Source organism: Amycolatopsis sp. lyj-109 (genome assembly GCF_046548995.1).
Lineage (GTDB): Bacteria > Actinomycetota > Actinomycetes > Mycobacteriales > Pseudonocardiaceae > Amycolatopsis.
Genome location: NZ_JAJPWR010000019.1, coordinates 104,629 through 130,931 on the forward strand (window position 1 = coordinate 104,629; position 26,303 = coordinate 130,931).

The 26,303-nt window shown below is 68.7% G+C and carries 21 protein-coding genes and 1 pseudogene; 14 read left to right on the top strand and 8 right to left on the bottom strand.

Features of this window, described 5'->3' with window-relative positions:
- Positions 1 to 92 precede the first annotated feature (92 nt).
- The 4 genes and pseudogenes from ACLJQF_RS34965 to ACLJQF_RS34980 form a co-directional block, all read right to left on the bottom strand.
- Positions 93 to 1,367 carry a glycoside hydrolase family 1 protein gene (locus tag ACLJQF_RS34965; protein WP_410614583.1) on the bottom strand — a complete coding sequence of 425 codons (1,275 nt, stop codon included), beginning with the start codon at positions 1,365 to 1,367 and terminating at the stop codon, positions 93 to 95.
- Positions 1,368 to 1,449: 82 nt separating this feature from the next.
- A pseudogene (locus ACLJQF_RS34970) lies at positions 1,450 to 2,254 on the bottom strand (fumarylacetoacetate hydrolase family protein).
- A 144-nt stretch (positions 2,255 to 2,398) separates the two neighbouring features.
- Positions 2,399 to 2,707: a RidA family protein gene (locus ACLJQF_RS34975; protein ID WP_211231887.1), complete on the bottom strand. Its 309-nt coding sequence runs from the start codon at positions 2,705 to 2,707 to the stop codon at positions 2,399 to 2,401.
- Positions 2,708 to 2,806: 99 nt separating this feature from the next.
- Entirely contained in the window at positions 2,807 to 3,106 is a 300-nt protein-coding gene (locus ACLJQF_RS34980) for a cupin domain-containing protein (RefSeq protein ID WP_020638718.1), read from the bottom strand.
- A 200-nt stretch (positions 3,107 to 3,306) separates the two neighbouring features.
- Between ACLJQF_RS34980 and ACLJQF_RS34985 the strand changes: the two genes are divergently transcribed.
- The 5 genes from ACLJQF_RS34985 (at position 3,307) to ACLJQF_RS35005 (ending at position 7,187) form a co-directional block, all read left to right on the top strand.
- Positions 3,307 to 3,480 (top strand): hypothetical protein, encoded by a 174-nt coding sequence (locus ACLJQF_RS34985; protein ID WP_020638717.1) that lies wholly within the window; start codon positions 3,307 to 3,309, stop codon positions 3,478 to 3,480.
- A gap of 200 nt (positions 3,481 to 3,680) precedes the next feature.
- Positions 3,681 to 4,217, top strand: a complete 537-nt coding sequence (locus tag ACLJQF_RS34990) for an amidohydrolase family protein (protein WP_211231802.1) — start codon at positions 3,681 to 3,683, stop codon at positions 4,215 to 4,217.
- 59 nt (positions 4,218 to 4,276) lie between these two features.
- Positions 4,277 to 4,549, top strand: a complete 273-nt coding sequence (locus ACLJQF_RS34995) for a hypothetical protein (protein ID WP_020638715.1) — start codon at positions 4,277 to 4,279, stop codon at positions 4,547 to 4,549.
- A 271-nt stretch (positions 4,550 to 4,820) separates the two neighbouring features.
- Positions 4,821 to 6,290, top strand: coding sequence for a multicopper oxidase family protein (locus ACLJQF_RS35000; RefSeq protein ID WP_410614584.1), 1,470 nt, complete (start codon positions 4,821 to 4,823; stop codon positions 6,288 to 6,290).
- 138 nt (positions 6,291 to 6,428) lie between these two features.
- A complete protein-coding gene (locus tag ACLJQF_RS35005; RefSeq protein WP_169523916.1) occupies positions 6,429 to 7,187 on the top strand; it encodes a hypothetical protein in 759 nt (252 codons plus the stop codon).
- Positions 7,188 to 7,929: 742 nt separating this feature from the next.
- On the opposite strand, the gene ACLJQF_RS35010 is transcribed toward ACLJQF_RS35005, so the two are convergent.
- Both ACLJQF_RS35010 and ACLJQF_RS35015 read right to left on the bottom strand, forming a co-directional pair.
- Positions 7,930 to 10,560: an alpha-L-rhamnosidase gene (locus ACLJQF_RS35010; protein ID WP_020638712.1), complete on the bottom strand. Its 2,631-nt coding sequence runs from the start codon at positions 10,558 to 10,560 to the stop codon at positions 7,930 to 7,932.
- Positions 10,557 to 11,669, bottom strand: coding sequence for a LacI family DNA-binding transcriptional regulator (locus ACLJQF_RS35015; protein WP_245589418.1), 1,113 nt, complete (start codon positions 11,667 to 11,669; stop codon positions 10,557 to 10,559). Before ACLJQF_RS35015 ends, ACLJQF_RS35010 begins: the two co-directional genes overlap by 4 nt.
- Positions 11,670 to 11,890: 221 nt before the next feature.
- Between ACLJQF_RS35015 and ACLJQF_RS35020 the strand changes: the two genes are divergently transcribed.
- The 8 genes from ACLJQF_RS35020 (at position 11,891) to ACLJQF_RS35055 (ending at position 23,371) form a co-directional block, all read left to right on the top strand.
- Positions 11,891 to 13,222, top strand: coding sequence for an ABC transporter substrate-binding protein (locus tag ACLJQF_RS35020; RefSeq protein ID WP_020638710.1), 1,332 nt, complete (start codon positions 11,891 to 11,893; stop codon positions 13,220 to 13,222).
- 24 nt (positions 13,223 to 13,246) lie between these two features.
- Complete coding sequence (locus tag ACLJQF_RS35025) at positions 13,247 to 14,233, top strand: carbohydrate ABC transporter permease (RefSeq protein WP_020638709.1); 987 nt, start codon at positions 13,247 to 13,249, stop codon at positions 14,231 to 14,233.
- Complete coding sequence (locus ACLJQF_RS35030) at positions 14,230 to 15,075, top strand: carbohydrate ABC transporter permease (RefSeq protein ID WP_020638708.1); 846 nt, start codon at positions 14,230 to 14,232, stop codon at positions 15,073 to 15,075. The genes ACLJQF_RS35025 and ACLJQF_RS35030 overlap by 4 nt, the downstream gene beginning before the upstream one ends.
- Positions 15,076 to 15,147: 72 nt before the next feature.
- Entirely contained in the window at positions 15,148 to 16,323 is a 1,176-nt protein-coding gene (locus ACLJQF_RS35035) for a serine hydrolase domain-containing protein (protein ID WP_020638707.1), read from the top strand.
- A complete protein-coding gene (locus ACLJQF_RS35040) occupies positions 16,320 to 17,297 on the top strand; it encodes an alpha/beta hydrolase (protein ID WP_020638706.1) in 978 nt (325 codons plus the stop codon). The genes ACLJQF_RS35035 and ACLJQF_RS35040 overlap by 4 nt, the downstream gene beginning before the upstream one ends.
- Before the next feature lie 142 nt (positions 17,298 to 17,439).
- Entirely contained in the window at positions 17,440 to 19,896 is a 2,457-nt protein-coding gene (locus ACLJQF_RS35045; RefSeq protein WP_410614585.1) for a family 78 glycoside hydrolase catalytic domain, read from the top strand.
- An 85-nt stretch (positions 19,897 to 19,981) separates the two neighbouring features.
- Entirely contained in the window at positions 19,982 to 22,399 is a 2,418-nt protein-coding gene (locus ACLJQF_RS35050) for a glycoside hydrolase family 3 C-terminal domain-containing protein (protein WP_169523914.1), read from the top strand.
- Positions 22,400 to 22,417: 18 nt separating this feature from the next.
- Entirely contained in the window at positions 22,418 to 23,371 is a 954-nt protein-coding gene (locus tag ACLJQF_RS35055) for an alpha/beta hydrolase fold domain-containing protein (protein ID WP_020638704.1), read from the top strand.
- Between the two features lie 43 nt (positions 23,372 to 23,414).
- On the opposite strand, the gene ACLJQF_RS35060 is transcribed toward ACLJQF_RS35055, so the two are convergent.
- Both ACLJQF_RS35060 and ACLJQF_RS35065 read right to left on the bottom strand, forming a co-directional pair.
- Positions 23,415 to 24,374 carry an amidohydrolase family protein gene (locus tag ACLJQF_RS35060; protein WP_020638703.1) on the bottom strand — a complete coding sequence of 320 codons (960 nt, stop codon included), beginning with the start codon at positions 24,372 to 24,374 and terminating at the stop codon, positions 23,415 to 23,417.
- 58 nt (positions 24,375 to 24,432) lie between these two features.
- Entirely contained in the window at positions 24,433 to 25,410 is a 978-nt protein-coding gene (locus ACLJQF_RS35065; RefSeq protein WP_020638702.1) for an amidohydrolase family protein, read from the bottom strand.
- 76 nt (positions 25,411 to 25,486) lie between these two features.
- Between ACLJQF_RS35065 and ACLJQF_RS35070 the strand changes: the two genes are divergently transcribed.
- Complete coding sequence (locus tag ACLJQF_RS35070; RefSeq protein WP_020638701.1) at positions 25,487 to 26,116, top strand: TetR/AcrR family transcriptional regulator; 630 nt, start codon at positions 25,487 to 25,489, stop codon at positions 26,114 to 26,116.
- Positions 26,117 to 26,303 lie beyond the last annotated feature (187 nt).

Here is a 26,303-nt window from a genome sequence, read left to right on the forward strand (position 1 = left end):
ACCGGGGTGTGATCGGCTCCGACGAACAAACGCGGCCACTTCGCACAGACAGAACCAGCCGTGGCCGCCGCGCCGACGACCTGCCCGATCGCCTATGCCGCGGGGGGCCACGTCACCGGCTCAGCCGGCAGGCATCGGGAACGTGCGACGTCTCCGAGCCAATACGCGCTCTCCTTCGGCCGGCGAGCGAAGGTCTGACGGTCGACCGCGACGAGACCGAAGGTCGGCTCGAATCCGCCTGACCACTCGTAGTTGTCGAGGAGTGACCAGTGGAGGTAGCCGCGCACGTCGATACCGTCTGCCAGGCACGTGTGCACGGCGCGCAGCGCCCGGTCCATGAAAGCCACCCGTTTCGGATCGTGGGTGGTGGCGATGCCGTTCTCGGTGAGCAGGATCGGCTTGCCGCCGCTGACTCGGTGAACCCGCCGGATCGTCCCGTCGAGAGCTTCGGGGTAGAACTCCCAGCCGACTTGCGTCGTGTCGTCGGTTTCCACAAGGCCGTTCTTGTTCTCGGGGTGCAGGCCCGGTCCGCGTTCCCCTTCGGGGCCGAACCGGATGCGCGTGTAGGTCTGCAGCCCGACGAAGTCATCCTCCTGGGCGGCTTCGATGTACCGTTCGCTGATCAGTGCGTTGAGCTCCCACTCGGTTTTGCCGGGTGTCGCGCCGTCTTCGTACTGCATGTCCTGAAGGGCGAGTGAGACTCCCGCCGGCATCGAACCGTGGTCGTGAATGGCCTTGACTCCCAAGCGGTGGGCGGTCAGCACGTTGTCCGCGACGCGGTGAGCGAGCTCGCGGTCGCCCACCCTGCCGGGCGGGTGGATGCCGAGGACGTACCCGGCATCACCGGCTCCCTCCGGTTCGTTGATCGTGACCGCCCAGCCGATGAGATCACCCAGAGTCCGCGTGACGTGGGCGCAGAAGCGCTGAAAGAGCTGCGGAAAATCGTCGGCCGCGAAACCGCCACGCCGCTGCAACCAGAGCGGCAGCGTGAAGTGGTTGTAGGTCACTACGGGCACGATGCCGTGCTCGTGGCAGGCGGCAAGCATGCGGCGGTAATGTGCCGTCTCGGCCCTGGAGAACATCCCTTCGGCCGGCTCGAGCCGTGGCCACTCGACGCTGAACCGGTAGGCGTTCAGCCCGAAGCCCGCGACCAGGCCGATGTCCTCGGGGTAGCGATGGTAGGAGTCGCAGGCGTCTCCCGACGGCTCGTGCACCGGGGAACCCGGGCGGTGCTCGAACTCCCACCAGTCCGAGTTGGTGTTGTTGCCCTCGGTCTGGTGTCCTGCGGTCGACGCCCCGATGAGGAAGCCGTCCGGGAAGCGAAGCGGGCGCTTTCCCTGTGCGGGTGCGCCCGGGTTGTCGGACATCCGGTGAGTGCCTTTCCTTCCGGCGACTGATCGGAGCTTTCGGAGTTCGAGGTAACGCTAGCTACCCCTGTACGTACGTCAACTACTGTTGCACATTCGTTCGTCGAGAGGCGGGGCCGTAATCGCCGCTGGTGATGCTACGGCTGCCCGCTGAGGTCGGTCGTGACAACCCGGTTGCGAAGCTCGCCGAGACCACTGACGGAGGTGACGACCTCGTCTCCGGACGCGAGGAACACTTGCGGTTCGCGGGCGTTGCCGATCCCGCTGGGGTTCCGGTGAGGATCACGTCGCCGGCCCGCAGGGTCACGCCCCAGCTCAGTTCGGCGATGATGCGCTCGAAGCGGAACGCGACCTGGCGCGTGGAGGCCTCTTGCAGTACCTCGCCGTTCAGGGTGCAGCGCACGGTGAGGTCGTACGGGTCCGTGACCTCGTCGGCCGTGGTGATTCAGGGGCCCAGCGGCATGGTCGCGTCGATGCTCTTGCCCTTGAGCCATTGGCCGCCGTGGCGGCGCTGGAGGTCGCGCTGGGACACGTCGTTGGGCGACGCACAGCCCGAACACGTGCTCCCAGGCCCGCTCTTCCGGGATGGACCGGCCGTCCTTGCCGACGATCAGCGCGACTTCGGCTTCATAGTCCCATCTGGCCGAGATCGCCGGGTCGAACGCGATGTCGTCGAACGGGCCGATCACCGTGCCCGGGCCCTTGGTGAAGAACGTCGGATGCCGCGGCCGCTCCGGTGGGTCCTGTCCATCGCGTTTGCCCCGGGATTCCTCGAAGTGGTCCCAGTAGTTCCAGCCCGTGCACAGGACGTTGCGGGTTGAACCGGCGCAGCGGCGCGGCGAGCCGGACGGCGTCCAGCGAGAGACGCTCGCCGCCGAGAAGCTCACGGCGGACGGCGGCGAGTGCCGAGGGACCGTCGCGGACGACGTCGTCGAGCGTCGGCGCCGCCGCGGGCAGGATCGTCACCGTCGCGTCCTCCGGCCGCACCGCGCCGAGGTGGTCCTTGCCGCGGAGCCGGACGGTGGCGATCCTCATCGCGCGTCCTCCGGGAGGACGGCGATCGCGTTGATCTCGATCAGGTAGTCCTTGTTCACGAACTTCGAGACTTCGACCATGGTCGAGGCGGAGGCCGCGCCGGTGAAGTACTGCCGGCGCACGGCGTGGATGTCTTCGAAGTCCTCCATGTTGCGGACGTAGACGTCGACGCGGGCGATGTCGTCGAGCGTGCCGCCGGCGGCCTTGACCGCGGCTTCGAGGTTCTGGCACACCTGGTGGGTCTGGGCGCTGATGTCCCCGACGCCGGTGACGCCGCCGTGGCATTGCGGGCGGTCATGCCGGATATCAAGACCAGCCGGCCCGCGCGGGTCGCCTGCGCGAAGTGTCCGTTGGGGACAGCCAGATCCGGGGAGACGATTTCCTGTTTGGGCATGGGAGTTCCTTCAGCGGGCGTCGGCAGGGTCTTCGTACCAGTCGGGCTGGGTGGGGTAGTGTGGGCCGTCGTAGATCTCGAGCAGCACGGATTCCTCGTCGGCGTGCGTCGGGCCGTGCTCGGATCCCTTGGTGTTCCAGTAGAAGGCGCCCTCGGTGAGCGTGATGCCGGTCGGCACGTACGTGTAGCGGCCCTTGAGGCAGAACATGAACTGGTTCGACGCGTGCGCGTGCCGGGACGGGATGCCCGCGCCCTTCCGGAACCGGACGAGCGCGATCGACGCGCCGGTCTCGTCGTCGCGCCAGAGCATCTTGTGACAGGCCGTCCAGGGTCTTGTCGATCCAGTCCGGGTCGTGGGTCTGGACGAGGATCTCCCGGAACCGGCTGAGCGCGCCGGGCTTGCCTACGCGGGCACGGTCGGCGGCTTCGCCGGAGTAGGCGGCGGGGGCCGAGAGGTTGGTCGTCATCGGTTCTCGACGAAGTCCTGCGCGACACCGCGGCGGTGGCCTGATGACGTCGATCGATCTGCACGTCCACCTCGCCCCCGCAGGCGTCGGCCAGGTGGGGCCGGCGCTGCTGCACCAGCCCGGCGAAGCCGTGGCCTACCTCGACCGCGCGGGCCTGGACGAGGGGGTCGTGTCCATCCCACCGCCGTATTTCCGGCAACCCGCCACGGCGGAGTGAGTGCGCGCGGTGAACGACGGGATCCTGCGCGCGGTCGGCGGCCGGCCGTGCCTGCGACCGCTGGCTTACCTTCCGTTGGAGGAGCCGGAACTCGCGGGGGCCGAGTACGACCGCGTCCGGACCGAACCGCGGTTCGCCGGAGTCTGTGGCGCGGCGGACGGCGCGTCACAGTCCCTTGCGGACCCGCGGTTCGGTTCCCTGTGGAAGGTCCTGGACGCGGACTCGCGGCTGCTCCTGCTGCACCCCGGCGCGTCGCCGGACGACCGGCTTTCCCCGTTCTACCTGCACAACCTGCTCGGCAACCCGTCGAGACGGCAGTTGCGGCCGCGCAGCTCGTCTTCGGCGACGTCCTCGCCACCCATCCGGGATTGCGCGTGCTGCTCGTGCATTGCGGCGGCGCCGTGCCCACGGTCGCGGGGCGCTGGCAACGCGGCGTCGACACAGCCCGGCCGGACGTCGCGCCGCTGGCCGAGGGCCCCCTTGCCGCGTTGCGTCGCGTGTTCGTGGACTGCCTCGCCCACGACCCCGCGCTCGTGGACCAGGCCGTCGCGGTGTTCGGGGAGGACCGCATGGTGCTCGGCAGCGACTGGCCCTTCGCCATGGGCACCGACGACCCGCGCGGTCAAGTCTCCCATCGCGGCGAGGAGTTCGTGCGGCAGGTCGCCTCGGTGAACGCGGCTTCCGCACTGGCATCGCACAACGGACGGCCGGACGCGCTCAACGGATATCGGCAGTGACCCCGGTCACCTAACGTCGGCAGGGTCAGGGCAGCGGACGAACCGAGTGGTGATCCACCATGACGAACCCCCAGCTCACCCACCGAGCCCACGCCATCCTCCGCGCGACGGCGTGCGGCCGTGTCCGCGTCTCGCTCAGCTGCGAACCGGACATCTTCGTCGACGGCCTGGCCTTCTGTGACCAACCCGGCGCCCGTGCCCTGATCCACGCCGGGCTGATCAGCCCGGCCAGGCCCGGCCGGATCGGCGAACAGGTCCCGGCGAGATTGACCGACACCGGCCGCGGCGTCCTAGCCGACGCCGGCTTCGGAGCCCGGGGCACCGCCGCCTGAAGGCAGGTTGTGTCACGGTCCTCACACCTTCGGGTTGTGTCAGATGGCTTGACCCGGTCGGTGCATCCGGGGAACTTATGATCTTCCCGTTCATCGGGACGATGTCTGTTCCGTCGGCCGGAGAGGAATGGCCTTCTTGACCGCACGTTCAATCGCGCCTCGATCGCGTGTCGTCCGCCTGGGAGCCCTCGCTGCCGGGGCCGCGCTATTGTCTGCTTGCCTCGTGGGGTGCGAGAGCGCAGGGCCGGACTCGGCCCCCAAAGGGGGGAAGGTGCCGGCCGCCGAGGAGCAGGCGTCCGGCATGGTTTCCGGCGCCGCGCTGGCGGATCCGCCCGACCTCAATCCGGCAACCCCCGGCGACCAGGCGGTCGAGCTGACGGCGGTTCAGCAAGAGGTGATGATCTCGGGCAAGAAGGTGATGGCGGAGACCTACAACGGGAGCCTCGTCGGGCCGACGCTGCACGTGCTGCCCGGCCAGCGGGTCACCTTGAACCTGGTCAGCAAGCTGGGCACGTCGACCAACCTGCACTTCCACGGGCTGCACCTGTCCCCGGAGGGGAACGCGGACAACATCTTCCTGTCCGGCAAGCCTGGTCGCACTCTGACCTACCAGCTCGACATTCCCGCGAACCAGCCGCCGGGGACGTACTGGTACCACGACCACGACATGTGCCCCAAGAGCGGCCAGTCGATGCCGGGGATGACGATGCCCGCCGACCCGGCGAACGGCCGTTGCGACGGAACCGAGAGCCAGATCGGGGCCGGGCTGTCGGGAACCATCATCGTCGGGGACAACCGCGAATCGTTGCCGCCCGCCTACCGCGGCGTCACCGCGCACACGTTGGCGCTCAAGGACGCCCAGGTCAAGGAAGGCAATTCGATCGTCTACCCGGACGGGGTCCTCGAGCCCGCATCGGCGACGGTTCGCCTGGTCAACGGTCAATACCAGCCCACGCTGACCATGGCAGCCGGGGAAACCCAGTTGTGGCGGATCGCCAACGAAGGTTACGCCATCGCCTACGACCTCCAGCTCGACGGCGGCAGCTTCACGATCGTCGGCCAGGACGGAAATCCGTCCGCGGCGCCGGCTCAGGTGAACCACCTCCTGTTGCCGCCCGGCGGACGTTTCGACGTCCTGGTGACCGCCGGAGCCCCCGGATCGACCTGGCTGCGAACCCTGGCTTACTCGACCGGGCCGACCGCCGACAACTACCCCGACACGACCCTGATGAAGGTCGATGTCCAACAGGGCGACGGCGCTGGACCGGCGGGCATGACCGCCTCGCCCCAGATCGCCGGGCCGCTTCCCGGATCCCTGCCCGATCTGTCCGGGGAACCCGTCGCCCGGTCTCGCAGCGTGGAACTCAACGACGACGGCGGCAACAACTTCTCCATCAACGGCAAGCTGTTCGACATGCAGCCGACGTTCCCGGAACCGGCCGCCCTCGGCACCGTCGAAGAATGGACGCTCACGAACGCGAGTGGCCAGAACCATCCGTTCCACATCCACACCGCACCGTTCCAGCTCCTCAGCGTGAACGGTGTCGCCCAGCCGCCTGCCGACTACCTGGATGGGGTGACCGTTCCCTACGCGGTCGACGGCGTGGCCGGAAAAGTGGTGATCCGGATCCGCTTCGCGGACTTTACCGGGAAGTGGATGTTCCACTGCCACATCACCGGCCACGAGGACAACGGCATGATGGGCTACGTCAACGTCAACGCCGCAGGCGGCACCGGATAACCATAGACCGCCGCAGCCCGCGTCCGGACAAGGTCATTGTGCTCTACCCCAATCAGAACACGTGGGCTTCGTGCTGCCGCCCATAGGCACAACCCCGTGCGGGGAGCGAACCTCGTTGGACACACGAGGAGGCGCGCAGTGATCCCCGAGACGACGCGCAGCCGCGCTACCAGGCCCCGGGTGGCCACGCTGGGCGAGTACGCCTTCGACGCCGAGCGCGGGTTCGTGCCCGGCGAGGACCCGGTGGACGCGTTGCCCGCGTTCTACGCGCCCTGGGAGCGGCTCGGGCGGAACGTCGCGGCGCTGGTCATGACCGGACGCATGCGCCCGGCGGTGGAGTCGATGCCCGTCCTCACCCCGGACCGCCTCCGGTCGGCCGGGGAGCAGGAGCGGGCCATGCTGCTGCTGAGCTGTCTGGCGAACGCCTACGTCTGGGGCGCCGAGACGCCCGTGGACCTGCTTCCGGCGCCGGTGGCGCAGCCTCTCCACGCGCTCGCCCAGGACCTGGACCGGGCTCCGATCGCCGCCCACGCCTCCATGGTCCTGAACAACTGGCGGCGCATCGACGCCGGTGAACCGCTGAGCATGTCCAACATCGACACCCAGCTGACGTTCCTCGGCGGTGTGGACGAGAAGTGGTTCTATCTGGCGACGGTGGGTGTCGAGCTCGCCGGTGCCCCCGGGCTGCCTCTTCTCGTGCAGGCCCAGCACGCGGTGGCGGGCGAGGACCACGCCCGTCTCACCGAGGCGCTGTCCGGCATCCGGAGTGTCGTCGACCGGGTGACGGACGCGTTCCTCGACGTGGAGCGCTGGTGCGACCACTACGTCTTCTACCACCGCATCAGGTCGTTCCTCACGGGGTGGTCCGCGCCGGGGCTGCGGTTCGAGTCGCCGTAGAACGCGCGCTCGTATTCGCCGATCACGACCGCGTCGAACGAACGGTCCGGTCGCTCTGCTGCTGCGATCAGCTGGGCCGCGGCTGGCCGTTGATGCCAGGGCAGCCGACGTGAACATCCTTCGTCGAAGTACTCCGCCACGATGACACCGTGCCCGCGGACCGTCTCCTCAGCGACCTCTCGCTGCCACCCCGACGACGTCTCCCGATCTTGGAACTCGACCGTGGACATCCTCCCGTAAGATGCGAACCTCATTCCATGACCGCCGGCGGCGCCGGGCACCGGCGCGGCGCGGCGAGACTGCGTGTGGCATGGTGGCTCTGCGGGCGGTAATGATCATCGTGCACCTCGATGCTTGAGGCGGGTTCGGGTCGAGGGCGGAACGCAGTCGCCTGCCGCCGGTGACGAGCTTGGCGCCGATGTGCACTCGAATAGCCGCATTTCAGCTCGTATCACCCGCGTTGCACCGTAAGTGGGCGGTACCTGTTGTATGGCGGCATGACACCGATGGTTACGGATGTGCGCGAGCGACGGCGGGTTCGATACCGTCGGAGGCCATCCGGTAGATCCGAACGCTGATCGACCTGTGTGGGTCCCGGAACGGCGACTTCTTCGATCGCGACGGGCGGGCGGTTCCCCGAGACCGCTGGCGACCGCGAATGCGTCCAGGTCGGCGAATCCCGGGACCCGTCGAGCAGCGCCGGGTGTTCGGCGACGCACGGTGGATGGGCGCGGGGCCGTTTTCAGAGTTGAGCCGGAGGCGTGGCGTCGCCGAGGGCGCCGGGCGTGTCCGGGTGGGTGAACCGATGGCGACCGGCACCGACCACGACGGGCGTCCACTCCGGCACGGGGAGGCGGATCGTCGCTTCGCTCCCGACCGGCACGGTCACGTCGACCTCCCACCTGCTGTCTGCACGGCGCCAGGACACCTCGGCCAGGCCGTAGGGAGTCTCGTGGGCGGTGCGCGCCCAGTTCAGGTCGCCGCCCGGTTGCGGGGTGACGTCGAAGGTGCGGAAGCCGGGCGCTGTCGATCGAAGCCCACCGACGACGCGGTGCAGCCAGTCGGCCACCGCTCCCAGTGCGTAGTGGTTGAAGGACGTCATCTCGCCCGGATTGATGCGGCCGTCGGGCACCATGCTGTCCCAGCGTTCCCAGATCGTGGTCGCCCCCATCGAGACGGGGTAGAGCCACGACGGGCACTCGGTTTGCTGCAGCATGCGGTAGGCGTCATCCAGGGCGCCGGCCTGGGTCAACGCGTCGCATATCAGCGGCGTCCCGAGGAAACCGGTACTGATGCGGTGACCCTTTTCGCGGACCAGCTCGACCAATCGCTCGGCGGCGTGCGGCACGCGGTCGGCGGAGAGCAGGCCGAAGCTCAGCGCGAGGGCGTAGGCGGTTTGGGAGTCGCTCACGAGACGGCCGTTCGGCGTGACGTACTCGTCGTTGAACCGCGCGGAAAGGCAGTCGGCCAGGTCGTGGTACTTGCCGGAGTCGGCCGCCTGGTCGAGGAGCCCGGCGATGCGGGCGAGCAGACGGGCGACGTGTGCTCGGTAAGCCGTGGCGACCAGGATGGGGTCGGTTTCGGCGCGTGCCGGATCATCCGGTGGCGCGTTCGGATCGAGCCAGTCCCCCAACTGGAATTGGTTGTCGCCGCCGTGCCCTGACGGATCGCCGGTCTGAAAGCGATCGACCCAGGCACACATGCTGCCGTAGTGCGTGCGCAGCACTTCCAGGTCGCCGAACCGCTGGTAGAGCACCCACGGGACGATGACCGCGGCGTCACCCCAGCCCGCTTGGCCGGCCAACGCGCCGGCGGTCTGTCCGGGGATGGGCACGAAGGGGATGAACACCGGCACGTCGCCGTCAGCTCGCTGGTCGGCCGCCAGGTCCTTGAGCCACGAGATGAGGAAGCCCGCGCAGTCGTAGAGGTAGCTCGCCGTGGGCGCGAACACCTGGATGTCGCCCGTCCAGCCGAGTCTCTCGTCACGCTGGGGGCAGTCGGTCGGCAGGTCGACGAAGTTGCCTCGCATGCTCCAGACGACGTTGTCGTGCAACTGGTTGACCCGCTCGTCGGAGCATTCGAACCATCCGGTGCGTCGCAGGTCGGTGTGCAGCACGACGGCGACGACGTCCGCGGGGTTCACCGCGGTCGGCCAACCGGTGACCTCGGCGTAGCGGAACCCGTGGTAGGTGAACTCCGGCTCCCACACCTCACCCTTGACGTCGCCGCGCAGGACGTAGGTGTCGGTGGCCTTGGCGCTGCGCAGTGGGCGAACGCCGAGTTCTCCGTTCTCCAGGACCTCGGCGTGCCGCAGCGTGATCTCGGTCCCCGCCGGCCCCGTTACCCGGATGCGGAGGCGACCGACGAGGTTCTGACCGAAGTCGAGGACGGTCGCGCCCGACGGTGTCGTGATCACCTGCCTGGCCGGGATCTCTTCGGTCCGGCGTACGGGGGGTCCATCCGGCGCGCAGAGCAGCTCGGTTGGCGCTGCTGTCGCTTCAACCGGTTTCCAGTCGGTGTCGTCGTAGCCCGGCTCGGCCCATCCCGGACGCGCCAGGCGGGCGTCGTAGGTTTCTCCGTCATACAGGTCAGCGGTCTGCACGGGCCCGGTCGACCAGTGCCAGGCGCTGTCGCTGACGAGCGTCGTCTTCGATCCGTCGTCGTGGGTGATGACGAGCTGCGCCAGCAGCCCGAGGCGGTGGCCGAAGACGTTGCGCAGGCCGGTCCAGCCGAGGCGCCCGCGCCACCAGCCATCGGCCACGGTGACCCCGATGGCGTTGTCGCCGGTGCGCAGCGCATCGGTGACGTCATAGGTCTGGTAGCGCAAGCGGCTGCCGTAGCTCGTCCAGCCGGGCGCCAGCGTGTCTTCGCCGACTCGGGCGCCGTTGAGCTGCACCGAGTACACGCCCTGGGCCGTGATGTAGAGGCGAGCTGCGACGATCGGGTGCTGGGCGGTGAACTCGCGCCGGAACAAGACGGGGGATGGGTGGACGCCCGCGGGCCGGATGAGGTCGGCCGACCAGTCGCCCGGTTCGAGTAAGCCGGCCTCGACGGAACTGGGGCGGCTCCAGCGCGAACACTCACCGCTCGTTCCCCGTACGCGCACCCGGACGGTGAGACGTTGACCGGAAAGGAGGTCCGGGCCGGGCCAGGGCACCAACACGCTGGCTTCGGAATCCCGCACGTGCCTGGAGACCGTCGCCGTGCCCGGGTCGCTGATCTCGATCTCGTAGCCCGCTTGTCGCCACGCGATGCCCGGCGGCGGTACCTGCCACGAAAGGCGCGGCCGTACGTCGCCGATCCCGAACGCGTCCCGGTGATGCTCGAACGTCGGGGGACTGGGTGCGACGTCGACCGGCACGGCGGGCTTCACACCCCACCACTGGGGTCGGCAGGTCGAACCACCGCCGTGCTGCGGCGTTCGACGAGCTGGGTCGAGACGGAGAAGGTGACCGGTTTGTCACGGCCGTCCAGGCGTTCGCGCAGCAACCGGGCACTCATCGATCCGGTGAGCTCTCCCGACTGGTCGACGGTGGTCAGCGAGATCTGCGGCAAGCCCGAGATGGCAACGTTGTCGTAGCCCACCACACTCACGTCCCCCGGCACGTCCAACCCCAGCTCCGCGGCTGCGCGCAGCACGCCGAAGGCGGCGACGTCAGCTCCGGCGAAGATGGCAGTCGGCGGACGCTCGGAACGGAGGGCTGCCATCGCGGCGGTGTAGCCACCTTCCTCGGTGTAGGACGTCGTGACGACGTGCGGGACCAGCCCGCGGTCGGTCATGGCCCGGCAGTAACCGTCCTCACGCGCCGTGTGCGACAACACCGAAGGTCGCCGCAGCTTGCCGATCGGATGCGCGATATGGGTGATGTGCTCGTGGCCGAGCTCGCTCAGGTGCTTGACGACCAGCTCGGCGCCCGCGACGTCATCGTCCACCACGCTGTCGTAGTTGCGCCCCCTGCCGTGACGGGCGATGACGACGACCGGGACCTCCTCGGCCAGTGTTTCCAGCCAGGTGGTGGGCACGTTCGGGGCGATGAGGATCAGCCCGTCCATCTGGCGGTCGACCATCGCTTCGATGCTTCGCTGCTGCCGCTCGGGCGACGCACCACCCGGGCCGAGGAGGACCTGCAGGCCGGTGTCGTCGATCTCGCGTTGAATCCCGTCGACGATCATCGGCGCGAACGGCGAAGCCACGTCGGCCAGCAGTACGCCGATCGTGTAGGACCGGCCCCGCATCGCCCGCGCGGCGGGCTTGGGGCGATACCCCAGCTTCCGGGTCGCCGCGGTGACCCGCTCACGCATGGCGTCGCTGACCCCGTAGGCGTTGTTGAGCACCTTGGAGACCGCTGCCGGCGACACGCCGGCCTCGCGTGCGACATCGCGAATGGTGATACTGCGCGGATCGGTGGCCCTCATGGTCTCCTCGTCGAGGTCGCAACAAACGATTGTGTACCGTTTTACAGGAACGCAGGGCACCTCCACAACCGCCAACCGTCTGCCGCTGATCCAGGGTTGGTGATTCGCATTCGCAGGTCAACGCGCCGTCACTAGAAGCCACCGGGTCAGTGGTGGCTCGACCATGACCGGGTTTCCGACGCTTGACGACCGCGCGGGGCCGGACCTAGCATCTGGCGATGTAAACCGGTCCACAACTTTTCACGGTACGCCGGTTGCGCCCGGACGACGAAGGAGTCGAACCAGCCATGAAACTGTTGCTTCGTGCCGTGAGCGTGCTCGCCGCATTCGGGCTCGCGCTGTCGGCCTGCTCGGCCCACAACGGCAGTTCGGGGGGCTCGACGCCGGGCGTCGCCGCCGACGGCTCGGCCACTGTCAAGGCCAAGAGCCTCACGGTGTGGACGAACGCGGCCGACCCGGCCTATGTGACCGACGCGTACACCGACTTCGGGAAGAAGTTCGGTGTCACGATGAACATCGTCAAGATCCCGGCTGACTCGTTCGAGAGCCAGGTCCAGACCAAGTGGGCCAGCGGCGACCGCCCCGACCTCCTCGAGTACCACGCCACGTCGCTCTTCTGGGCGTTGAACCCGGCCTCGAACATGATCGACATGTCCAAGATGCCGTACGTGGCCAAGTCGGGCGACGTGTACCAGAGCGGCGGCTCGTACCAGGGGAAGGTCTACGCCGCGATCACCTCGGCTCCAGTGCTTTTCGGTCTCTACTACAACAAGAAGACACTGGCCGACGCCGGCCTGTCGGCGCCCAAGACCTTCGCGGACATCGAGAACATCTGCACCACGTTGAAGCAGAAGAACCCGACGGTCACGCCGCTCTGGGAGAGCGGCGGCTCGGGCTGGCCGACACAGATCCTGAGTCTGCTGTACGTCGCCGACGCGGAGAAGGCGAAGGGCTACTCGACCGAACTGCTGGACAAGAAGACCACGATGGACGACCCTTCCGGCCCGTTCACCGCCGCGATGGCCGAGTACAAGAAGCTGCAGTCCATGGGGTGCTACAACAAGGACGCCACCACCGCCAAGTTCGAGGACTCGATCAAGGCCGTCGCCAGCGGGACCACGGCGATGACCGCGCTGCACAGCGATTTGGTGTCGATGTTCGCCGCCCAGTTCGGCGATGACCTCGCCAAGACCAGTGACGCCATCGGCTGGGCGTCACCCTCCGCTTCCGACGCCACCGCGGCGTGGGCACCGTCGGTCAGCGGCACCTGGTACATCCCCCGGACCGGCGACACCGACAAGGAGAGCTCGGCGTTGGCCTTCGTGCAGTGGATCACCGGCGCCGGCTACCAGGACTACGTCAACGCGCAGCGGTCGTTCCCGATCCTCACCGGGGCGAAGGGGCCCGAAAACACGCCGGGAATCCAGCAGGAGATCCATGCGGCCTATGAGGCGAACCGGTCCCTCGCGTTCAACACGAACCTGGTCGGCTTCAACTCGCAGTCCATCGCCTGGATGACCGGGCTGCTCAGCGGTCAGTATTCGCCGGAGCAGGTCGGTGGGCTCGCGCAGAAAGCACTGGCCCAGGGCGCCAAGACGGCCAAGCTTCCCGGCTGGTAGGCGACCGTGCGTGGAGATGCTGCGATGACCCGATTCGACGACGACTCGACGGCCGGCCGCACGGACGTCACGGCCATCGACCCCGGCACCGGACCCGGGGCCGGTGGGCGCACGGTCCGCCCGCCTCGGCGCCGGGGATCACCCAGGCCAGGTCCGGCTCGGCGGTGGTGGCCCTTCGCGCTGCCGGCCTTCGTCCTGGTCGCCGGGTTCTTCATCGTGCCGTTCGTGCTGAACATCCGCTTCGCCTTCACCGACTGGAGCGGCTACTCGGATGCCATCACCGCGAACGGACTCGACAACTTCCGGACGCTGGCGGACCAGGACCTGCTCTGGAACGCCATTCGCGCAACCTTGATCTACGCCGTGATCGCGATGCTGGTGCAGAACGTCTTCAGCCTGTCGGCGGCCCTGCTCCTCCAGCGCCGCACGCGGGTCAACGGGTTCTTCCGTTCCCTGTTCTTCGTCCCGGTCCTGATCGCACCGGTCGCGGCCGGCTACATCTGGAGCGCGATCCTGGCGCCGTCCGGCCCGCTCAACAAGGCGATCGGGATCGTCAAGCCGGGCTTCGAATACGCCTGGCTGGGCCACTCCGGCAGCGCATTGGCGTCCGTCGCCTTCATCGACGCCTGGAAGTGGAGCGGGCTGATCACGCTCGTCTACATCGCGGGCCTGAACGCCATTCCCGCGTCGCTGATCGAGGCGGCCACCCTCGACGGCGCCAACGGCTGGAAACGCTTTTGGAAGATCCGGTTCCCGCTCCTCGCCCCGGCATTCACCTTCACCGTCGTGGTGACGCTGCTCGGTGCCCTGAACGCCTTCGACATCGCCATGGCGACGACGCACGGCGGCCCCGGCACCGCGACGACCGTCCTCAACGTCGCCATGTTCAACCAGTACGCCAGCGGTTTCTTCGGCACGTCCAGCGCCCTGAGCCTCATCGTCACGATCCTGGTGCTGGTGATCGGCGTGCCCCTCATCTTCTTCCTGCGCCGACGGGAGATCGAAGGATGACCAGCATCAGCAAGACGTCCCGCCGCCTGATCCGTCCCCTCGTCCTGCTGCTGGTCGCGTTGCCCTGGGTGGTGCTGCCGCTGTGGCTGCTGCTCGTCAACTCGGCCAAGCCACTGAGCGAAGCGAGTTCGCTCTCGCTGTCACTGCCCGCCAAGTGGGCGTTGGGGGACAACTACTCCACCGTGCTCGGCGAGGGCCACTACGGCCGGGCCTTGACGAACAGCCTCCTGGTCATCGTCCCCACCCTGGTCGTCGTGGTCGTGCTCGGCTCCATGGCCGCATGGGCCTACGCGCGCTCGTCCTCGCTGCCGATGAAGATCGCGTACAGCCTGACCGTGCTCTCCATCCTCTTGCCACCGGCGATCCTGCCCACGGTCTACGAGCTGCAAACCCTGCACATCGACGGCAGCCGGCTGGGCTACTTCCTCGTCATGACCGGCACCCGGATAGGCACGGTCGTCTTCCTGGCCACCGGCTTCATCAAGGCCCTGCCACGGGACCTCGAAGAAGCAGCGTTGACCGACGGCGCGAACCGCCTGCAGGTCTACCGGATCATCATCTTGCCGCTGCTGGTTCCCGTGCTGCTGGTCGGCTGCGTCATCCTGATCATCTCCACCTGGAACGATTTCTTCTTCGCGTCCTTCTTGCTCCAAGGTTCCGAGCGGGCCACCCTGCCTCTCGCGCTGTACCAGTTCGCCTCGGCATCGACCGACGTCTCCGCGATGCGCTGGAACCTGATCTTCGCCCACATCGTCCTCACCAGCTTGCCGTTGATCCTCCTCTACCTGCTGGTCCAACGACGGGTGATCGGTGGTTTGTCCGAGGGCGGCATCAAGGGCTGAGAACCATCCCTGCCCCACCCGCGCGATCTCGGAGTCGCGAACTCGCGAGATCCATTCAAGAAGGTAGGCCGCATGAGCGGTGTGAAGGGCGTGACGGTTGCCGGGTTCGAGTCCATCGCGGACGCCCTCGAGGCACTCGGCGAGGCCGACCCCACGTACAACGCGCACGTCTGCGCGGTCCACGAGGGCGAAACGGTCGTCGACCTCATCGTCGGCGACGACCTGGCCGCGGACAGCCTCATCAGCGTGTTCTCCTGCAGCAAGGGCATCGCCGCGTTGAGCCTGTCGTTGCTCCTCGGCTCCGGAGACCTCGACCCGGACGCCCCGGTCGCGCGCTACTGGCCCGAGTTCGCCGCCGCCGGCAAGGACGCGGTCACCGTCCGCACTGCGCTGTCGCACCAAGCCGGGCTCATCGGAGTCGCCGGTGGGTTCACCATCGAGGACGTCGTCGAACACCACGACCTCGCCGCTCGGCTCGCCGCAGCCTCACCGCTGTGGGCGCCCGGGGCAGCGCACGGCTACCACGGCGTCACCATCGGCACCATCATGGCCGAGCTCGTCGAGCGCATCACCGGCACGTCGTTGCAGACGTTCTTCCGCGCCAACGTGACTGACGCCATCGGAGCCGACTTCCACTTCGGCGTCCCCGAAGCCGACCAGGCACGCATCGTGGAGGTGCTGCCCCCGAAGGCGGACGAGGAGCAACCGGATGAGCCGGAGCCGATGAGCCTGGTCGGATTGGCCTTCGGAGGTGGCCTCATGCCGCCGATGCGCGAGCTCGTCCGCCACCCGCTCGTGGTCGCGAACGGACCGGTCGGGTTCGGAGGGTTCGGGAACGCACGAAGCATGGCTCACCTGTACGCCCAAGGCCTCGGCGACGGTCTGTTCCCGGTCGAGGCGCTCCGGAGGATGAGCCAGATCCAAGCCAACGGCACCGACCTCGTCCTCGGCATCGAGACCCGGTTCGGACTCGTGTTCCAGGTCCCCGACGCCCGCCTCGACTACGGAAGCCCGTGGGCGTTCGGCCACGACGGCGCCGGCGGCGCCATCGGCTTCGCCGACCCCGCCCGCGACCTCGCGTTCGGCTACACCAGTCGCGTCCCCACCCCCGCCGGTGCCCACCAGCCCGGGCTCGAGCTCGCCCGGAAAGTCCGCGCCTGCCTCAGGAGCGCACGCCGCAGCCGCCAAGCCGGCCACGAGTCGCGGTCGATACCGCGGGTCGCGCTGTCCCCCATGGAGAACCGATGACGATCAAGACCCCGCTGCGTGTGCCCATCGACGGCGTGCCCCCCGCGTTCGTCGATGCCGCGGTCCTCACGCCCGTCGAGACCGACGGTGTCCGGTGGTGGCGGGACGTCGAATACGCCCTCGTCGCCGGCTACCGGCCGCTGCTTCTCGACCTCAGCGTCCCGAACGCGCACGGACCGGTTCCCCTGGTCGTGCTCATCCACGGTGGCGCCTGGCTGGGCGGAACCAAGAACATCCAGCTCGGCGGCCTCGACGACTTCGGCGCTGTGCGGGCGCGACTGCACGAGGAGGGGTTCGCGGTCGCCGCCATCCAGTACCGGCTCTCGGGCGAGGCGGCCTTCCCCGCCCAGCTGCACGACGTCAAGGCCGCGATCCGGTGGTTGCGCACCGCGGCGCCCGCCGCCGGCATCGACCCCGGCCGGATCGCGAGCCTCGGCGCCTCCGCCGGCGGCCACCTCGCCGTCTTCCTCGGTACCAACACGACCGTGCCGGAGCTCGAGGGCACCGTCGGCCTGACCGGCCCTTCCTCCGCCGTATCCGCAAGCGTCGGCTGGTACCCGCCCACCCGGCTGGACACGATGGAGGCCGAGAGCATCCCCGGCACGCCCTTCACCGCGCACAGCGCCGCGGACTCACCGGAATCGCGCCTGATCGGTCACACCGTCGGCGAGCGCCCCGACCTCGCCCGGCACGCCAGCCCGATCGCGCACATCGGCGACGCGACCGCGCCGACCCTGCTCGTCCACGGCACCCTCGACCAAGTGGTCCCGCACCAGCAGAGCATTGCGTACCACGGTGCGCTCGACGAGGCCGGCGTCCCCAACAAGCTCGAGCTCGTCGAGGGAGCCGACCACGGCTTCTTCGGCGGCGACATCGACGCCGTCATCGATACCACCGTTGCGTTCCTGCTCGACCAGCTCGCCACCGTCCAGGCAGCTTCGCAGGCCCTGAAGTCGGCAACCGATAAGGCTTAGGAGTGTCGTGTCCGAAGGGCCTCGTGTGTCTCCCGTGCGGTTCGAAGCGCACCGATCGGCACTAGGCGTAGCTGAAACGGCACCGCGGCTGTCGTGGCGTGTCACCGCGGGCCCGTCGTGGCGCCAGGCTGGTTACGAGCTGATGATCGACGCAGATGTGCGTCGAGTGGACTCGGCTGAGTCGGTGCTGGTGCCTTGGCCGGCCCCACCGTTGACATCGCGAGAGCGGAAAACCGTCCGGGTGCGCGTCTGGGGCGTCGATGGCACGAAGTCGGCCTGGAGCGATCCGTCGATCGTCGAGGCCGGCTTGGTGGAGCCTGCCGACTGGAACGCGTGGATGATCACGCCACACGCGGACCCGGCGCCCTTGGTGCGGCGTGCGTTCCGGCTGCCGAGGGGGGCCGCGTCGGCACGGCTCTACGTCACGGCGCACGGGCTGTACCGGGCCGAGATCAACGGCCGCCCGGTCGGCGACGAGGCGTTCACTCCCGGCTGGACCACCTACCGCCGCCGCCTTCGCTACCAGACTTATGACGTGACCGATCTGCTTCGCGACGGCGACAACGTCCTCGGCGCGAGGATGGCCGACGGATGGTTCCGCGGCCGGCTGACCTTCATTGAAGGCAAGCGAAACGTCTACGGCAGCCAGCTCGGACTGCTCGCGCAGCTCGAGGTGGTGCTCAAGGATGGAGAGCGAATCGTCGTGGCCACCGACGGGTCGTGGCGCGGCGCTACGGGCCCGATCCTGAAGGCGGACTTGTACGAGGGCGAGCTTCACGACGCGAGGCTCGAGCCGCCCGGGTGGTCGCTTCCGGGATTCGACGACACCGACTGGTTTCCTTGTTCCCCGGCCGAGTTCGACGTCGGCATCCTGGTGGCACCCGACGGTCCGCCCGTGCGTGCCGTCGAGGAAGTGGCGGTGCGAGAGGTGATCGCCTCTTCCTCCGGGCGGGCCCTGCTCGATTTCGGGCAGAACCTCGTCGGAAAGCTCCGCATCAAGGTGCGTGGCCCCGCGGGCACCGCCGTTACTCTCCGCCACGCCGAAGTCCTGGAGGACGGCGAGCCGGCGGTGCGACCCCTGCGCACCGCCACCTCGACGGACAGCTACATCCTCCGGGGAGACGAGACCGCGGAGTCATGGGAGCCGAGGTTCACCTTCCACGGCTTCCGGTACGCCGAGGTGACCGGCGGGTCCGGAAAACTGGATCCGGACGCGGTCAAGGCGGTCGTGTACCACTCGGACATGGAGCGCACCGGCTGGTTCGAGTGCTCCGACCCGCTGCTCACGAGGTTGCACGAGAACGTGGTGTGGGGGATGCGCGGCAACTTCCTGGACGTTCCCACCGACTGCCCGCAGCGTGACGAGCGGCTCGGCTGGACCGGGGACATCCAGGTGTTCGCGCCGACCGCGGCCTACCTGTACGACTGTGCCGGATTCCTCTCGTCCTGGCTCAAGGACCTGGCTGCCGATCAGACTCCCGAAGGCATCGTGCCCATGTTCGTCCCATGGGTCGACATAAACCGGTCCCGGGGCGAGGTCACGCCCTATGCGGGCTGGGGCGACGCTGCGGTGATTGTGCCGTGGGTCTTGTACCAGCGGTTCGGAGACCGGGAAATCCTGCGCCGGCAGTACTCGAGCATGCGCGGCTGGGTGGACGGGGTGACCAACATCCTGGGAACCCGGGGATTGTTCGACGAGCCGGCCGCGCAGCTGGGAGACTGGCTCGACCCGGCAGCGCCCCCCGAGGACCCCGCCGCCGCGTCGACCGATCCGATCCTCGTCGCTACCGCCTACCGCGCGCGCTCGGCCGATCTCCTCTCGCGAGTGGCAACCCTGCTCGGCGAGGACGCCGACGCGGCCAAGTACGCCGACCTTGCCGAAACGGTGCGACAGGCCTTTCGGGACAACTACGTCAGGCAGGACGGCAGCCTCCTCGGTGACTCGCAAACCGGGTACGCATTGGCCCTGGAGTTCGCACTGCTGGCCGACGACCGTGAGCGGCGCGTGGCTGCAGAACAGCTCGTGGAAGCGGTCCGGAGCAAAGGGCACCGGATCGCCACGGGATTCCTGGGGACGCCACTGATCCTCGACGCACTCACTAGGATTGGCGCGGTTGACGACGCGTACGGCATGGTGAACCAGACGGAACCTCCCTCGTGGCTCTATGCGGTCACCATGGGCGCCACCACCATCTGGGAGCGCTGGGACGCACTCTTGCCGGACGGACGTATCAACCCGGGCGAGATGACGTCCTTCAACCACTACGCGTTCGGGGCCGTGGCCGACTGGATGCACCGCGTGGTCGGCGGGCTCGCTCCCGGCGCCCCCGGCTATCGCGTGCTCGATGTCGCGCCACACCCCGGTGGTGGCCTCACGTCCGCAAGGACCGCCCACGTGACGCCGTATGGCCGCGCAGAGGTTTCGTGGCGTCGTGCCGGCGAGGTGTTGTCCGTGGACGTCGTGGTGCCCACCGGCACCGTTGCGCGAGTCCGGCTACCCGGCCGCGCGGCCGTCGAGGTCGGTCCTGGCCCGCACTCTTTCGAGTGCCCCTTCCGTGCCCCAGCCGATGACCCGGGAGTTCTCGATGCCACTCGATGACACGACGATGCCCGAGTCTGGGGGAGGCGCACTGAACGGCCGGACCGGAGCATGGTCGGACCAAAGCCTGTCAGCGGAGGATCGCGTGGCTGCGATCATGGAGGACTTGGACTACGACGAGTTGGTATCCATCGTCTGCAACGACTTCCGTCCGTTCGTGCAACGGGGAGTTCCGGCTCCGGCGTACACCGATGGCCCCTGCGGTCTGCGAGAAGTGGAAGGCGCGACGGCATTGCCGGTCGCAGTTGCCCTTGCGGCCACGTTCGACCTGGCGGAGGCCTACGGCTACGGACGGGTCCTCGCCGCGGAGGCCAAGCACGCGCAGCACAACTGTCTCCTGGGACCGAGTCTGGACATCGCACGTGACCCGTCGGGCGGACGGCTCCCCGAAGGCTACGGTGAGGCCCCCGAGCTGGTCGCCTGTATCGGAGAGGCGTACGTGCGCGGAGTGCAGGACAATGGCGTCCTCGTCATGGTCAAGCATTTCGTGGCCAACAACTTCGAGTCCCGCCGCACCGGCTGGGGACCAGTCCTCGAGCGTGGCGACAGCGTCGACATCCGGCTCGAGAGGGCTGCCCTCTGGGAGACCTACCTCTGGCCATTCCGCCGGGTCGCCGATGCCGGCGCCTGGGCCTTCATGGGGTCCTACAACCGGCTGAACGGCCACTACACCTGCGAGTCGAGCGACCTCTTGGACATCCCGAGAAGGCGCTGGAGCTGGCTGGGATTCTTCGCGCCCGACTACATCTTCGCGGTCCGCGACGTCGAGTCGGCCTGGCGCGCGGGGCTGGACCTGCCCGGGATCGAAGGAGACTCCGGCCGAACGGCCGAGATCGTCCGTCGAAGCGGCATCGATCCTGCTCCCTCGGTCCGTCGAGTCGCCCGAGCCATGATCGCGAGCGGGACGATGGACCGCGCGACGGCGACCAGCGATGGTCCCGCATCCACCGCGGCACATCGCGATCTCGCCCGTCGCGTGGCAACTCGTGGAGCCGTGCTGCTCAAGAACGTCGAAGGTTTGCTTCCGCTCGACGGAAACGTCGGCTCGATCGCCGTCGTCGGCCCATCCGGTCTCGACGCGATCTATGTCATGGGCGGCTCCGCCTCGGTCTCTCTCGAAGCGCAACGACTCGTCACGCCTCTCGCCGGTCTTCAAGCGCGCGCCGGCGAACAGGTACGGCTGGCAGTCGCGCAGGGCAGCCTCGGAGACGCACCGCTGCCCGACGTCCCGGCGGAGCTCTTCACGACACCGGACGGTGCCGGTGCCGGCGTCGAGCTCGTGCTGTCGTACCGGGACGAGCGGGGAGTCGAGCAAGAGCGTCGAGACGTCCTCTCGACGATGTCGTTCAGCGGTGCGCCCGAGGGAGTGGCGGGTGCCTGGAAGGCCACCCTGCGCACGTTCCTGACTGTCGAGCAGGGTGGTGACTATCGGCTCTCGTTGCTGGTGGGCGGCCACGCTGAACTGTCAGTGAACGGAACGAAAGTCATGGCCGGGGCGCGGGAGGCTTCCCGATTTCTCGGCGGTCCGGCTTGCCCTTTGCAGGCTGTTGTCACCCTGCCCGCGCACCAAGGCGTGCTGCTCGAGTTGACCTACGAGCCCGGGCCCGCGATCGGGATGGCCGAGGTGGACCTCGTTCCCGGAGTCCGGCTCGGGTGGCAGCACCCGGCGGCCATGCACGAGGAGGCGGCCGCCGTGGCGGCCGGGTGCGATGCGGCGATCGTCCTCGTGAACGCGGCATCGGGCGAGGGGATGGATCGTGTGGGCTTGGGCCTTCCTGGTGATCAGGACGTCCTAGTCGAGCGGATCGCGGCGGTGAACGCCCGGACGATCGTGGTGCTCAACACGCCGGGGCCGGTCCTGATGCCCTGGATCGACGAAGTCGGGGCCGTGCTCGAGATGTGGTATCCGGGCGAACAGTTCGGCAACGCGCTCGCGGACATCGTCTTCGGCGACGTCGCGCCCGGTGGGCGCCTTCCGGTGACCTTCCCGGTGGCGACCGCTGATCTCCCGGGTCGCCCGGACACCGGTTCGTTCCCCGAAGTTGTCGCCTACGACGAGGGCACCCTGGTCGGGTACCGCCACCTCGCCGCCGCCGGCAAGCCGGCGCTCTTCCCCTTCGGTCACGGGCTCTCGTACGGCGCCCATGCGAACGAGTTGATCGGGACGGACGTCGAAGGAGCCTCGGTCCGGCTTCGCTTGCGGGTCAGCGAAACGTCGGGCCGGGCGACGGAAGCCGTGATCCAGGTCTACGTGCGGCCGGAGACGACCGCCACCGAGCCTCGGCGGCTCGTCGCGTTCCGGCGCGCGTCGCTGGCGCCGGGGGAGAGCGTGGAAGTTCCCGTGGTGGTCGAGCCGCAGGCTTGGCTGTCGTACGACGAAGGTGCCGACGATCTGGTCGAGAAGGACGGGGTCTACGAGCTGACGATCGCCGACGATGCCGAAGATCGCGGGATCGCGATCTCAGTACGGCTTGCCGACGGTGCACTGTCCGTCCTTCGCTAGTGATGAAAGTAGGTTGCTGTGCCGCTCGACTCCTTTCTCGCCGCGAAAGTCCATCTGCTCGAGGGCCTGAGCTGGGCCGATCGTGACGACCCGGCCGCGGCCCACCGCTTTGCCGAGTTCGAAGTCGACCCGGCCGCGTGGGTGACGCCACCGGGCGTCTCGATCGAGGATCGCACGATCGACGGTCCGCGCGGTCGCATTCCCATCCGCAGCTACCGATCGCCCGCAGGCCAGGAGACCGTGCTGGTCTGGCTGCACGGAGGCGGGTTCTCCGGCGGGGACGTCGACATGCCCGAGTCGCACGTCGTCGCGGTCGAACTGGCAGCCCGAGCGGGCGTCACGGTGGTGACGGTCGGGTACCGGCTCGCGCGGGACGGCGTGCGGTACCCGGTACCCGTCGACGACGCGGAAGCAGCGTGGTGCTGGGTGGTCGACCAGGGCTGTCCGGAGGCCGGCTCCTACGCACTCGGTGGTGCGAGCGCCGGCGCCACGCTCGCGCTCTCGACGGCTCTTCGCCACCGCGCCTCGCCTCGCCGGCCGGACCGGTTGTTGCTGGCGTACCCCTTCGCGCACTTCCCGGTCCCTGCGCTCGACAGCAGCACCGCGGCCGACATGCAGCTGCTGCCGCTGGCGATGCGTTTCGAGCCGGCAACGATCGCGGAGACGGTGCGCAACTACGTCGGGCGCATCTCCGACCTGCCTGCCGACGCGATACCCGGTGCAGCTGACCTCTCGGGCTTGCCGCCGACAAGCGTGGTGCTCAGTGAGCTGGACGACCTGCGAGGCTCCGGGGAGCTGCTCCTCGAGCAGCTGGCCGAGGTGGGGGTGGCGGCGGACGCGTACCTCGCCACCGGCATGCCCCACGGTCACCTCAACCGGACCCCGTCCCTGCGAGAGGTGGATTTGTCACTCGAGTACCTCGCCGGTGCCCTCAGGGACATGGCGCGCACCGGCCGAGATCGCACCGCCTGACCCCTCCGGCCCGGGGTGGAAGATCAGGTAAGGCAGACGCACGTCACAGCCGGCGATCATGCCCTGCCTGGAGCCCGAAGATCGCGGCTGCGTTGGTGTCCAGGATGGTGGTCGCCTGCTCGGCGCTCACGGCCCGGCTGATGTAGTCGATCGCCGATTGGTACTCGGCTTTGGCCTGGAACGGGAAGTCGGTGCCGAGTACCAGGCGGTCCGCGCCCAGGGTGTCGACGGCGGCCCGCAGTGCCGGGGCGTGGTCGTGCGCGACGGTGTCGAACCACATCCGGCGGGCGGCGACGCTGGGCAGTTCGGGTGTGCCGGGGGACTCCCACGGGACCTGGTGGTCGGCGCGGTTGAGCACCATCGGCAGCGCGCCGCCGAGGTGCGAGATGATGATCTTCATGTCGGGGTAGCGGCTGGGGATGCCGGCCAGGATCAGCTGCATGACCGCCACCGTGTCCTCGATGGGGGCGCCGATCGACCAGGTCAGGTTGTGGCCGGCGATCAGGTCCGAGCCGGCCCCGGCGCCGGCCGGGTGCACGTACAGCACGCTGCCGCGCCGGTTCAGTTCCTCGTACACCGGCTCGAAGGCCGGGTCGTCGAGGCCGCGGCCGAGCACGGAGGTGGTGATCCCCACGCCGGCCATGCCCAGGTCGTCCAGGGCTCGGGTGAGCTCCTTGATCGAGGCGTCGACGTGCGGCAGCGGCAGGGCGGCGAAGGCGCGGAACCGGTCCGGGTGCTCGGCGACGACGGCGGTGTACTCGTCGTTGCCGGTCCGGGCGGCGCGGACGGCGGCCGCCTCGTCGGGCAGATGGGGCGAGAACGGTGTGGCCGACAGGATCTGGACGTCGACCCCCGCCGCGTCCATCTGAGCGAACCGGGCGGCCAGGTCCTCGTCGGTCGCTCCGGCGCCCAGCCCCCGCTGGGCTTGCGTGAGCTCGCCGCCTCCGCCCAGTTGCTCCAGATACTGCTCGCTCCACAGGTGAGCGTGCACGTCGATGCGCATGGTTGTCCTAAATTGGTTGGTCCGTGTAGTTCACTGTCCAGTCGGATTCGTCGGCCTCTCAGGCTGGTGCTGCGATGGCGTCGCGGTGGCGTTGGGCGGCTGCGGGGAAGAGGTCGAAGGCTCGGCGGCCGAGTTCCTCGACTTCTTGCGGTGCGAGGACGTGGGAGTTCCGGAGCGCGTCGATGTTGCGTTTCATGTTGTTCTCGTTCGAGCAGGGGACTCCGGCGTCGGCCCCGTAGACGATGTGGTCGCGGGGCACCATCGTGACTGCTGCGGCGAGGTTGGCGTCGGTGCCGGACGCGGCGGTGTCGAGGTAGAGCTTCGCCAGGTCGGTGCGGATGTCCTCGGCGGTCAGGCCCAGTGGGTTGAACACGTACTCCTCCGCCCCCAGCAGCCCGAGGCGGCCGGAGAGCGCGGGCAGGGCGCCGCCGCAGTGGGCGAGGACGACGGTGAGACGGGGGTACCGGCGGAAGAATCCTGCGTAGAGCAGGTCCACAACGGTCCGGGTGGTCTCGAACGGAAACTCGACCAGGACGGCGGTCTGCCGGAACACGGGCGCTACGGCGCTCGGATGGACGAACAGCACGGCCGAGCGCCGGTCGAGCTCCTCCCATATCGGCGCCAGACGTGGGTCCCCGAGCGCGACACCTGCCCAGCGGGTGAACAGGATGTAGCCGTCAGGGTGAGTTTCGGTGTCGCCACGCGCGATCTCGGCCAGAGCTGCGTCGGGGTCGTCCGTGGGCAAGCCGGCGAGCAGGCCGAAGCGGCCGGGGTGGTCGGCGACGAGCTGGGCACCGTAGTCGTTCCAGGCGCGCAGTTGCGGAAGCGGGGCATCGAGTAGTGCCGGGCTGAGCATCTGCGTGGCGATGCCGAGGCCGTCCATGGCGGCGAGCATCATCTCGGGTCGCCAGTGGTGGGGCTCGGGCGTCAGGAGGTGTGCGTCCCTCAGTTGGCGCCACTGGGTTTCCCGGGCCTCGGCCGTGGTCGGCGGGGTGAAATGCGCGTGGATGTCCACCCAGCCGTTGATCTTGTCCATGACGCGTTCTCCTCACATCAAATTGCACTCCAGTGCAACAAGTTCGATGGTTGCACTGGAGTGCAATAATGTCAACATGAGGCAGGCGGAGGGTGAGAAGCAAGACGGCAGGACGCGCAACGCCCAGGTCAACCGGGAGCGCGTCTACGCGGCAGCGATCAAGGTGTTCGCATCGCGCGGCTACGACGCCGCCACGATGGACGAGATCGCGGCCGAGGCCGGCGTGGTCCGGCGGACCGCGTTCAATCACTTCCCCGCGAAGTCGGACATCGCCACCGAGTGGGCCGTACGAGTCGGGGAGTCGGTGTTCGCTCTGGTCCGCGACGTCGACCACATCGCCTCCGCCGCAGACCGGGTGCGGGCGTATTTCCACGAGCTGGCCCTGCGGGCGGAGCGGGACTGGGACGAGACCCGGCAGATGACAACCGGGCTGCTGCGCGGACACGGCGCACCGGCCCACCGCTCGCAGCTTTCCGCGGAACTGCGCGACTGGCTGCTCGCCTCTCAACGGGAGCGGCCGGACAACGGACCGGCACCCTCTGTCGATCCCGCCCTGACCGTGGACGTGCTCTACGACGTCTTCCAGGGCGCAGTCGTGCGACGGCTCTCCCAAGAGGCTCCGCCGCACGGGGCGCTCACGGCCGAGGTGGACGCCGCAATCGCGCTCGTGCTGGCCGGATTCGCGAGTGGTGCCGGACACCCATAGGCAACGCAGGAAGGCGTGCCGCCAGGGACAAGGCTCATCCCGGCAACGCCGGCCGGGCGGGTCACCGGATGATCCGGGAGGAAAGTCCGGATCGTCGCCTCGTTCTACCGCAACCGCTGGAGCGCGAAGAGAACGTCTTCGCCGGGCAGTGGACCGATGTGCTGCGCTGCTGCGGCGGCCGGCTCCT